The 11,299-nt window shown below is 69.3% G+C and carries 7 protein-coding genes; all 7 read left to right on the top strand.

Features of this window, described 5'->3' with window-relative positions:
- Nucleotides 1–646, top strand: a 646-nt coding sequence (locus DKT68_RS18625) for an ATP-binding cassette domain-containing protein (protein WP_109818688.1), incomplete at its 5' end; no start/stop codon positions are given.
- Nucleotides 643–1,332: a hypothetical protein gene (locus DKT68_RS18620; protein ID WP_109818687.1), complete on the top strand. Its 690-nt coding sequence runs from the start codon at nt 643–645 to the stop codon at nt 1,330–1,332. The genes DKT68_RS18625 and DKT68_RS18620, both read left to right, overlap by 4 nt.
- Nucleotides 1,333–1,675: 343 nt before the next feature.
- Nucleotides 1,676–2,221 (top strand): 50S ribosomal protein L10, encoded by a 546-nt coding sequence (rplJ, locus tag DKT68_RS18615; RefSeq protein WP_109818686.1) that lies wholly within the window; start codon nt 1,676–1,678, stop codon nt 2,219–2,221.
- A 54-nt stretch (nt 2,222–2,275) separates the two neighbouring features.
- Nucleotides 2,276–2,659: a 50S ribosomal protein L7/L12 gene (gene rplL / locus DKT68_RS18610; protein ID WP_007465324.1), complete on the top strand. Its 384-nt coding sequence runs from the start codon at nt 2,276–2,278 to the stop codon at nt 2,657–2,659.
- A 570-nt stretch (nt 2,660–3,229) separates the two neighbouring features.
- Entirely contained in the window at nt 3,230–6,661 is a 3,432-nt protein-coding gene (gene rpoB, locus DKT68_RS18605; protein ID WP_109818685.1) for a DNA-directed RNA polymerase subunit beta, read from the top strand.
- 80 nt (nt 6,662–6,741) lie between these two features.
- On the top strand, nt 6,742–10,632 hold the full coding sequence (locus DKT68_RS18600) for a DNA-directed RNA polymerase subunit beta' (RefSeq protein WP_109818684.1): 3,891 nt from the start codon (nt 6,742–6,744) through the stop codon (nt 10,630–10,632).
- 94 nt (nt 10,633–10,726) lie between these two features.
- Entirely contained in the window at nt 10,727–11,095 is a 369-nt protein-coding gene (locus tag DKT68_RS18595; protein WP_109818683.1) for a hypothetical protein, read from the top strand.
- Nucleotides 11,096–11,299 lie beyond the last annotated feature (204 nt).

Below are 11,299 nucleotides of genomic sequence, written 5' to 3'. Positions count from 1 at the left end.
GGTGGGCTGGGTGCCGGAGCGGTTCCCGGCCGACCAGCCCTTCACCGTGACGCGCTACCTGACCGGGATGGCGCGGGTGGCCGGGCTGGGGGGCACGGCGGCCGACGAGGCCGTCACGGCCTGGACGACCCGGCTCGGGCTGGCCGCGTTCCGTGCGGTCCGGCTGCCGGAGCTGTCCAAGGGCACCGCCCAGAAGGTCGGCCTCGCCCAGGCGATGCTGCGACCGCCGGGCCTGCTGGTGCTCGACGAGCCGTGGGAGGGGCTGGACGCCGTCACCCGGGAGCTGGTGCCCGAGCTGATCGACGAGGTGCTGGCCGCCGGCGGGGCGGTCCTCGTCAGCGATCACCGTGGCGAGACGGTCCGGCTTCCGGGCGCGCGCCGCTGGACGGTGGCCGACGGCACGGTGACCGAGGAGACCTCGCTGCCGGACGGCGCGGTCGCGGTGATCGAGGTCGCGGTGCCGGCCGCGCGGGCCGCCCGCACCGTCGCACGGCTGCGCGCCGAGGGCCACCAGGTGCTGCGGGTACGCACGGACACCCGCCCCGCCCCGCCACCGGACCGACCGGGCGGTGACGACCCGGCACCGGACAAGCCGGTGGCGGTGGACGGCGTGGCGGTCGAACAGGCTGCGGGGGAGGCCCGATGATCGCCCTGGTCCGGCTGCGACTGGCCGGTTTCCTGCGGACCGGCCGGGCCGTCGCGCCGCTGCTCGCCGGTCTCGTCGCCCTCGGCATCCTGTACGGCGGCGGCCGGGCCCAGCCGGCGGAGGCGTACGGCGTCTCCGCGGTGGTGCTCTTCCCGGTCCTCGCCTGGCAGACCAAAATCCTGCTGGACGTCGAACCGGACGTGCAGCGCCGGCTCGCCCAGGTGGCGGTCGGGGTGGCCCGGGAGAGGCTGGCCGGGCTCCTCGCCGCGGGCGTGGCGGCGCTGGTCGCGGTGGCCGTCGCGCTGGCCTTCCCGTGGCTGGTGGGTGGCGTCACCGGCCCGGTCGACCCGGGTGACCGGTCGGTGCCGGTCGGTGTCGCGCTGGGGCTGTGGGCGCATCTGCTGGCCGTACCCGCCGCGGTTGCTCTCGGCGCGCTGGCCAGCCGGGCGTCGGTGGGCGGCGCCGGGTACGGCGTCGCGGTGCTGGCCCTCGGGGGCGTCGGCGCGGTGGTGCTCGGCCTGACCGGCTCGGTGGTCCCCTGGCTGGCGCCGCCGATCATGGCCGCGGCCCGGACCGCCGCGGGCGACGCCGCCGCGCTCACCCTGCTCGGTCTCACCGCCTGGGCGATCGCCTGGAGCGCGACGGCCGTCGGGGGCTACCTGTGGCGGCGCCGGGCCCGGGGCTGACCGGCTCGCCGTCGGCGGTGGCCCGGCCCACAGGAGGGCGATTTGGCGCTGGTCACGCGGTCGCGTACTCTTCACACGTCATCCGTGTTGTCATGGATGAGGTACCACCCAGAGACCGCTGGTCACCGTGCTTCGGCACGGTCGAAGGTCCCGCGACATCGGGCGACCCGCGTAGGGCGGCAAGCGTAACTCGGCAGTGAGCATGGTCCGCCGACCGTGACGATCCGCCGGCCCTCGCCCCGTGCGCCCTGCGCCGGGGCTTTTTCGTTGTCGTGCTGCCTCCGCCCCCGTTCCGGCTCCGGCCGAGACGGGGACCAGCCTCGAGTAACGAGAGAGGAGGGACATGGCGGACAAGCCGATCCGGGCCGACAAGGCCACGGCCGTCGCTGAGCTGACCGAGAGCTTCCGCAGCGCGGGCGCAACCGTGCTGACCGAGTACCGCGGTCTGACGGTCTCCCAGCTCACCCAGCTGCGGCGCACGCTCGGCGCCGAGACCAGCTACACGGTCGCGAAGAACACGCTGGCGAAGCGTGCTGCGACGGACGCGGGCATCACCGGCCTCGACGAGCTGTTCACCGGTCCTACCGCGCTGACTTTCGTTTCGGGCGACGTCGTCGAGGCGGCGAAGGGGCTTCGCGACTTCGCGAAGGCCAACCCGAAGCTCGTCATCAAGGGCGGTGTCTTCGAGGGCAAGGCCATTTCCGCGGCCGAGGTCACGAAGCTCGCCGACCTGGAGTCCCGCGAGGTGCTGCTGGCCAAGCTGGCCGGCGCGATGAAGGGCAACCTGAGCAAGGCCGCGGCCCTGTTCCAGGCCCCGCTGTCGAAGACCGCCCGTCTGGCGGCTGCCCTGCAGGACAAGCGCGAGAAGGAGAGCGCCGAGGCGGCCTGAGGCCCTCCCGGCGCACCAGTTCTTACTTAACAGATCCAGGAAAGGACGCCAGACATGGCGAAGCTCAGCACCGACGAGCTGCTCGACGCGTTCAAGGAGATGACGCTGATCGAGCTCTCCGAGTTCGTGAAGCAGTTCGAGGACACCTTCGAGGTCACCGCTGCGGCTCCGGTCGCCGTGGCCGCCGCCGGTGGGGCTCCGGCCGCCGCCGAGGCCGAGCCGGAGAAGGACGAGTTCGACGTCGTCCTCGAGGCTGACGGTGGCAAGAAGATCCAGGTCATCAAGGTCGTGCGCGAGCTGACCGGCCTGGGCCTCAAGGAGGCCAAGGACGCGGTCGAGTCCGCTCCGAAGGCCATCCTCGAGAAGGTCAACAAGGAGACCGCCGAGAAGGCCAAGGCCAAGCTCGAGGGCGAGGGCGCCAAGGTCACCCTCAAGTGACCTGACGCTCCACCAGCGCGTGCCCGGCTCCGTGAGCTGGGACACGATCGCGTCGCGGCGGGCGGTGATCCGACACGGATCACCGCCCGCCGTGTTGGTGGACGCGACGGCAGCCGCCCTGAGCTGGGCGCCGACGACCTCTTCCGGCGGCCCGGACGAGCGCGGCGGGTCGCCCTCCGGTGGGAAAGACGGGGCGACCCGGATACCGGCCCTTGACGTGGCCCCAGGCTGCCAGGCACGCTGACACCAGCAAGACACCGCGCTTGCGACGGCCACGATGTGGGTAATGACAGCGGCGGCACCATCGCCGCAGCAACCCGAGCGGCCCAGCGGGAACGTTGCGTTCCGAGCGGCCCGGCAGACCCCGGTTCACGGGGGCCGAGGCGCGTTCCGCAAACGACCTGCGGGGTGGGCTGGACAGCGGTTAGCCTCTCGGCTACACTGCTAGTTTGCGCTGCCTTCCGACTTGACCCCTGCTCGGAAATGTCCGTTTACGGATATTTCTGGTGGGGTCATTGGAGTGCACGCGTACCAGCCGTTCTGCAGCACCGGTCCTCGGAAGGACGCATCTTGGCAGCTTCCCGCCCTGCGAAGACCAGTCGTACGTCGAGCGCATTCGCTCCCCGCCGAGTTTCATTCGGCAGGATCACCGAACACCTCGAGGTCCCCAACCTCCTCGCCATCCAGAACGAGTCGTTCGACTGGCTCGTCGGCAACGAGGGTTGGCAGGGCCGGTCGGCGGACGACCCGCACGCACGCTCGGGTCTCGCGGAGATCCTCGAAGAGATCAGTCCCATTGAGGACTTCTCCGGCACCATGTCGCTCTCCTTCTCGGCCCCGCGCTTCGACGAGGTCAAGGCCTCGATCGAGGAGTGCAAGGAGAAGGACCTGACCTACTGCGCTCCGCTCTTCGTGACCGCGGAGTTCACCAACAACACCACTGGCGAGATCAAGAGCCAGACGGTGTTCATGGGTGACTTCCCGATGATGACGCCCAAGGGCACCTTCGTCATCAACGGCACCGAGCGCGTCGTGGTCAGCCAGCTCGTCCGGTCCCCGGGCGTGTACTTCGACAAGCAGCCGGACAAGACCTCCGACCGCGACCTCTCCAGCGTCAAGGTCATCCCGAGTCGGGGTGCCTGGCTGGAGTTCGACATTGACAAGCGCGACACGGTCGGCGTACGCATCGACCGCAAGCGTCGGCAGGCCGTCACTGTTCTGCTCAAGGCCATCGGATGGTCGGCCGAGCGGATCCGTGAACGGTTCGGCTGGTCCGAGCTGATGATGACCACGCTCGAGAAGGACCACATCGCCGGCCAGGACGAGGCCCTGCTCGACATCTACCGCAAGCTGCGCCCTGGCGAGCCGCCGACGCGCGAGAACGCCCAGACCCTGCTCGACAACCTCTTCTTCAACCCGAAGAGGTACGACGTCGCCAAGGTCGGGCGCTACAAGTTCAACAAGAAGCTCGAAGTCGACGTGCCGATCACCACGGGCACGCTGACCGAGGACGACATCGTCGCCACCGTGGAGTACCTCTGCCGGCTGCACGCCGGTGAGGAGGGCTACGAGGCCGACGACATCGACCACTTCGGCAACCGGCGCCTGCGCACCGTGGGTGAGCTGATCCAGAACCAGGTTCGGGTCGGCCTCTCCCGCATGGAGCGGGTCGTCCGCGAGCGGATGACCACGCAGGACGTCGAGGCGATCACCCCGCAGACCCTGATCAACATCCGCCCGGTGGTGGCGGCGATCAAGGAGTTCTTCGGGACGTCGCAGCTGTCCCAGTTCATGGACCAGACCAACCCGCTGGCGGGCCTGACCCACCGGCGCCGGCTGAGCGCGCTCGGCCCGGGTGGTCTGTCCCGGGAGCGGGCTGGCTTCGAGGTCCGCGACGTGCACCCGTCCCACTACGGCCGGATGTGCCCGATCGAGACGCCGGAAGGCCCGAACATCGGCCTGATCGGCGCGCTGTCCACCTTCGCCCGGGTCAACCCGTTCGGCTTCATCGAGACGCCGTACCGGAAGGTCATCGAGGGCCGGGTCACCGACCAGATCGACTACCTGACCGCGGACGAGGAGGACCGGTTCGTCAAGGCCCAGGCCAACGCGCCGCTGAAGGCCGACGGCACGTTCGCCGAGGACCGGGTCCTGTGTCGTCGTAAGGGTGGCGAGACCGAGGACGTGATCCCGGCTGCCGTCGACTACATGGACGTCTCGCCGCGGCAGATGACCTCGGTCGCGACCGCCATGATCCCGTTCCTCGAGCACGACGACGCCAACCGGGCACTGATGGGCGCGAACATGCAGCGCCAGGCCGTGCCGCTGGTCAAGGCCGAGGCGCCGCTGGTGGGCACGGGCATGGAGTACCGGGCCGCGGTCGACGCTGGCGACGTGGTTGTCGCCGAGGTCGGCGGTGTGATCGAGGATCTCTGCGCCGACTACGTCACCATCCACCAGGACGACGGCCACCGCCGGACGTACCTGCTGCACAAGTTCCGCCGCTCCAACGCCGGCTCCTGCGTCAACCAGAAGCCGGTCGTCTTCGAGGGCGACCGCGTCGAGGCCGGTCAGGTCATCGCCGACGGTCCCTGCACCGACGAGGGCGAGATGGCGCTCGGGCGCAACCTGCTCGTGGCGTTCATGTGCTGGGAGGGCCACAACTACGAGGACGCGATCATCCTGTCGCAGCGCCTCGTGCAGCAGGACGTGCTCACCTCGATCCACATCGAGGAGCACGAGGTCGACGCCCGGGACACCAAGCTCGGCCCGGAGGAGATCACCCGCGACATCCCGAACGTCAGCGAGGAAATGCTCGCCGACCTCGACGAGCGCGGCATCATCCGGATCGGCGCCGAGGTCGTCCCCGGCGACATCCTGGTCGGCAAGGTCACGCCGAAGGGCGAGACCGAGCTGACCCCGGAGGAGCGGCTGCTCCGCGCGATCTTCGGTGAGAAGGCGCGCGAGGTCCGGGACACCTCGCTGAAGGTGCCGCACGGCGAGACCGGCACGGTCATCGGTGTGCGTACCTTCTCCCGCGAGGACGGCGACGAGCTGCCTCCGGGCGTCAACGAGCTGGTCCGGGTGTACGTCGCCCAGAAGCGGAAGATCCAGGACGGCGACAAGCTCGCCGGCCGGCACGGTAACAAGGGCGTCATCTCCAAGATCCTGCCGATCGAGGACATGCCGTTCCTTGAGGACGGCACCCCCGTCGACATCGTGCTCAACCCGCTGGGTGTGCCGAGCCGGATGAACATCGGCCAGGTGCTCGAGACCCACCTCGGCTGGGTCGCCAAGACCGGCTGGAAGGTCGAGGGCGACGACGCGTCCTGGAAGAAGCAGCTCCGCTCGATCGGCGCCGACGAGTCCGAGGGGGACACCAACGTGGCCACCCCGGTCTTCGACGGTGCCCGCGAGGAGGAGATCGCCGGTCTGCTCTCGTCGACCCTGCCCAACCGGGACGGCAACCAGCTGATCGGCGCCAGCGGCAAGGCGCAGCTGTTCGACGGTCGCTCCGGCGAGCCGCTGCCGGACCCGATCGCGGTCGGCTACATCTACATCCTGAAGCTCAACCACCTGGTCGACGACAAGATCCACGCACGGTCGACCGGCCCGTACTCGATGATCACGCAGCAGCCGCTGGGTGGTAAGGCGCAGTTCGGTGGTCAGCGCTTCGGTGAGATGGAGTGCTGGGCGATGCAGGCGTACGGCGCCGCGTACGCCCTTCAGGAGCTGCTCACGATCAAGTCCGACGACGTTCTCGGCCGGGTGAAGGTCTACGAGGCCATCGTCAAGGGCGAGAACATCCCGGAGCCGGGCATCCCGGAGTCGTTCAAGGTGCTGCTCAAGGAGCTGCAGTCGCTGTGCCTCAACGTTGAGGTGCTGTCCAGCGACGGCGTGGCCCTGGAGATGCGCGAGACCGACGACGAGGTGTTCCGGGCCGCCGAGGAGCTGGGCATCGACCTGTCCCGGCGCGAGCCGAGCTCGGTCGAAGAGGTCTGAGGTGAGCGGTCGGGGGCCGGCTTGCCGGCCCCCGACCTCGCCCGAGAATTAGCAGTACAGACGACGACATAGGGGACATAGTGCTCGACGTCAACTTCTTCGACGAGCTGCGCATTGGTCTCGCCACGGCCGACGACATCCGTCAGTGGTCGCACGGCGAGGTCAAGAAGCCTGAGACGATCAACTACCGCACCCTGAAGCCGGAGAAGGACGGGCTCTTCTGCGAGAAGATCTTTGGTCCGCAGCGGGACTGGGAGTGCTACTGCGGTAAGTACAAGCGGGTCCGGTTCAAGGGCATCATCTGCGAGCGCTGCGGCGTCGAGGTGACCCGCTCGAAGGTCCGCCGTGAGCGGATGGGGCACATCGAGCTCGCCGCTCCGGTGACCCACATCTGGTACTTCAAGGGCGTGCCGAGCCGGCTGGGTTACCTGCTGGACCTCGCCCCCAAGGACCTTGAGAAGATCATCTACTTCGCCTCGTACGTCGTGACGAGCGTGGACGCGGAGTCGCGTCACCGTGACCTCTCGACGATCGAGAACGAGATCCTCGCCGAGAAGCGGCAGTCCGAGAACAGCCGCGACTCGGAGATCGAGAAGCGGGCCGCCAAGCTCGAGGCCGACCTGGCCGAGCTGGAGGCCGAGGGTGCCAAGGCGGACGTCCGGCGCAAGGTCAAGGAGGGCGGAGAGCGCGAGATGCGCCAGATCCGCGACCGGGCCCAGCGCGAGATCGACCGCCTGGACGAGGTGCTGGACACCTTCCGCAAGCTGGAGCCGAAGCAGCTGGTCACCGACGAGCTGCTCTACCGCGAGCTGCGCGACCGGTTCGGTGAGTACTTCACCGGTTCCATGGGCGCCGAGGCGATCAAGGCGCTGGTCCAGAACATGGACCTCGACGCCGAGGCCGAGAGCCTGCGGGAGACGATCCGGTCCGGCAAGGGCCAGCGGAAGATCCGGGCGCTCAAGCGGCTCAAGGTCGTGGCGGCGTTCCTGAACACCCGCAACTCGCCGCTCGGCATGGTGCTCGACTGCGTCCCGGTCATCCCGCCGGACCTGCGCCCGATGGTGCAGCTCGACGGTGGCCGGTTCGCCACCTCGGACCTGAACGACCTGTACCGCCGCGTGATCAACCGGAACAACCGCCTCAAGCGGCTGATCGACCTCGGCGCGCCCGAGATCATCGTCAACAACGAGAAGCGGATGCTCCAGGAGGCCGTCGACGCGCTGTTCGACAACGGCCGCCGCGGCCGGCCGGTCACCGGTCCGGGTAACCGCCCGCTCAAGTCGCTGTCCGACATGCTCAAGGGCAAGCAGGGCCGGTTCCGGCAGAACCTGCTGGGCAAGCGCGTCGACTACTCCGGCCGTTCGGTCATCGTGGTCGGCCCGAAGCTCAAGCTGCACCAGTGCGGTCTGCCCAAGCAGATGGCGCTGGAGCTGTTCAAGCCGTTCGTGATGAAGCGGCTGGTCGACCTCAACCACGCGCAGAACATCAAGTCCGCCAAGCGGATGGTCGAGCGTCAGCGCCCGGTCGTGTGGGACGTGCTGGAAGAGGTCATCGGCGAGCACCCGGTGCTGCTCAACCGGGCGCCGACCCTGCACCGCCTGGGCATCCAGGCCTTCGAGCCGCAGCTGGTCGAGGGCAAGGCGATCCAGATCCACCCGCTGGTCTGCACCGCGTTCAACGCCGACTTCGACGGTGACCAGATGGCGGTGCACGTGCCGCTGTCCGCCGAGGCCCAGGCCGAGGCGCGGATCCTGATGCTGTCGTCGAACAACATCCTCAAGCCGGCCGACGGCAAGCCGGTCACCATGCCCACCCAGGACATGGTCATCGGCCTCTACCACCTCACCCACTTCACCCCCGGTGAGAAGGGCGAGGGCCGGGCGTTCAGCTCGGACGCCGAGGCGCGGATGGCGTTCGACAACGGCGAGCTGCACCTGCAGGCGCCGGTGCGGATCCGTCTGCACGGCGTGGTCGGGGTCGACAACGGCGCCGGCGCCGAGCCGTGGACCGCCCCGGAGGGCTGGGTCGAGGGTGAGCCGCTGACCGTCGACACCACGCTGGGTCGGGTGCTGTTCAACGAGACGCTGCCCCAGGGCTACCGCTTCGTGAACTACGAGATCCGCAAGGGTCAGCTCTCCGCGATCGTCAACGACCTCGCCGAGCGCTTCCCCAAGGTGGCGCTGGCCGCCACCCTGGACGGGCTCAAGGAGGCCGGTTTCCACTGGGCCACCTGGTCCGGCGTGACGATCGGCATGGAGGACGTCATCGCTCCGCCGCGCAAGGCGGAGATCCTGGCGAAGTACGAGAAGGAAGCCGACCGGATCGACAAGCAGTACCAGCGTGGTCTGATGACCGCCGAGGAGCGTCGCGGCGAACTCATCGAGATCTGGACCAAGGCGACCAACGAGGTCGCCAAGGAGATGGACACCGCGCTGCCGCAGGAGAACCCACTGTGGAAGATGATCAACTCGGGTGCCCGCGGTAACCTGCTCCAGCTCCGGCAGATCGCGGCGATCCGTGGTCTGGTGGCCAACCCGAAGGGCGAGATCATCCCGCGGCCGATCAAGGCCAGCTACCGGGAGGGTCTGTCCGTGCTGGAGTACTTCATCTCCACGCACGGTGCCCGTAAGGGTCTCGCCGACACCGCCCTGCGGACCGCCGACTCGGGTTACCTGACCCGTCGTCTGGTGGACGTCTCGCAGGACGTGATCATCCGCGAGGAGGACTGCGGCACCGACCGGGCGATCCCGATGCAGATCGGCGAGCGCCTGGAGGGCGGCAAGCTGGTCGTGCACGAGCACGCCGAGACCAGCGTGCACGCCCGGACCCTGGCCGACGACATCAAGGGGCCGGACGGCACCGTCGTCGCCGAGCGGGGTCAGGACATCAACTCCATCGGGGTCGACAAGATCGTCGCCGCCGGGGTGGAGACGGTCCGGGTGCGCAGTGTGCTCACCTGCGAGTCGAAGCTGGGTGTCTGCGGTGCCTGCTACGGGCGTTCGCTGCCGACCGGCAAGACCGTGGACGTCGGCGAGGCGGTCGGCATCATCGCCGCCCAGTCGATCGGTGAGCCGGGTACGCAGCTGACGATGCGTACCTTCCACACCGGTGGTGTCGCGGGTGAGGACATCACCCAGGGTCTGCCGCGTGTCCAGGAGATCTTCGAGGCCCGGGTCCCGAAGGGTAAGGCGCCCATCGCCGACACCCCCGGCCGGATCCGGATCGAGGACGGCGAGCGCTCGCGGAAGATCATCGTGGTGCCGGACGACGGCAGCGAGGAGATCGTCTACGACAAGATCTCCAAGCGGGTCCGGCTCCGGACCCACGACGGCGGTCACGTCGCGGTCGGCGAGAAGCTGACCGAGGGCACCATCGACCCGCACGAGCTTCTGCGGATCATGGGTCCGCGGGCGGTCCAGGTCCACCTGACCAGTGAGGTCCAGGAGGTCTACCGCTCGCAGGGTGTGCTCATCCACGACAAGCACATCGAGATCATCATCCGGCAGATGCTCAAGCGGGTGACGGTCATCGACTCCGGCTCGACCGAGTTCCTGCCGGGTGTGCTGGTTGACCGGGCGCTGTTCGAGTCGGAGAACCGCCGGCTCGTCTCGGAGGGCGGCGAGCCCGCCGCCGGTCGTCCGGTGCTGATGGGTATCACCAAGGCCTCGCTGGCCACCGACTCCTGGCTCTCGGCGGCCTCCTTCCAGGAGACCACCCGGGTGCTGACCGACGCTGCGATCAACTCGCGCAGCGACTCGCTGGTCGGCCTCAAGGAGAACGTGATCATCGGAAAGCTCATCCCGGCCGGTACCGGTATCAGCAAGTACCGCAACGTCCGGGTCGAGCCGACCGAGGAGGCCAAGGCCAAGGTCTACTCGATGACCGGGTACCCGGAGACCGACTACGGCTTCGGGCCGGCCGGCGGGCAGGCTGTGCCGCTGGACGACTTCGACTTCGGGTCGTACCGCTAAGCACCAGTCACACGACGAGGCCCCCGGCATCCGCCGGGGGCCTCGTCGTGTCCGGAGCGGCCCAGCCGCGGACCGGGTTCGGCATGATGGAGGCATGACGACCGCACCCGGGCCGGTGTCCGTAGCGCAGGAGGGTCAGCGCCATCCGCTCGATCCCGATCCGGTCCGCACCACCAAGGCGCGGGCGGTCTTCGCACTGGGACTGCTCGGCATGCTGACCGGCCTGTTCATCGGCGGGGTGGTGCCCGCCACGGTGGCGCTCCACCTGGCCCGACAGGCGCGCCGCGAGGCGTACGCCTCGGGCGGTTTCCTGACCGGCGGCGCGTGGCTGTCGCGGGGGGAGCGGCTGGCCTGGATCGGTCTGGTGCTGGTCGCGGTCAGCGTGGTGGCCGCGGTGGTGATCGGGGTGGTCCGGCTGGCCGGCGCGCCGTTCGGCCACGACTACCCGGCGAACATGGACTGAACCGGCCCGCGGCCGCGCCCGGCGCGGGAGGCCACGCCCTCGGCGGTAGCCTGGCCGGTGTCCGCCGTGCGGCGGTGGCGCACCCCAGCCGGGGGTGGCCGCGAGCGAAGTGCCTGAGTCGGGCGGGGACGCCAGCGGCGTACCGGCCGGGTCGGGGGACGAGGCGGACTGCCCGCTCGGGTCGGGTCGCTCCCAGCCGCTCGG

The organism is Micromonospora acroterricola (assembly GCF_003172955.1).
In the GTDB taxonomy this organism is placed as follows: Bacteria; Actinomycetota; Actinomycetes; order Mycobacteriales; family Micromonosporaceae; genus Micromonospora; species Micromonospora acroterricola.
The sequence above is the reverse complement of the archived record's forward strand: the minus strand, read 5'-3'. Positions and strand labels throughout refer to the sequence as shown.

Bases quoted from the DNA above. Each gene is read 5' to 3' on its own strand.
- rplL (WP_007465324.1), top strand. From the start codon at position 2,276: ATGGCGAAGCTCAGCACCGACGAGCTGCTCGACGCGTTCAAGGAGATG.
- rplJ (WP_109818686.1), top strand. From the start codon at position 1,676: ATGGCGGACAAGCCGATCCGGGCCGACAAGGCCACGGCCGTCGCTGAG.
- DKT68_RS18595 (WP_109818683.1), top strand. From the start codon at position 10,727: ATGACGACCGCACCCGGGCCGGTGTCCGTAGCGCAGGAGGGTCAGCGC.
- DKT68_RS18620 (WP_109818687.1), top strand. From the start codon at position 643: ATGATCGCCCTGGTCCGGCTGCGACTGGCCGGTTTCCTGCGGACCGGC.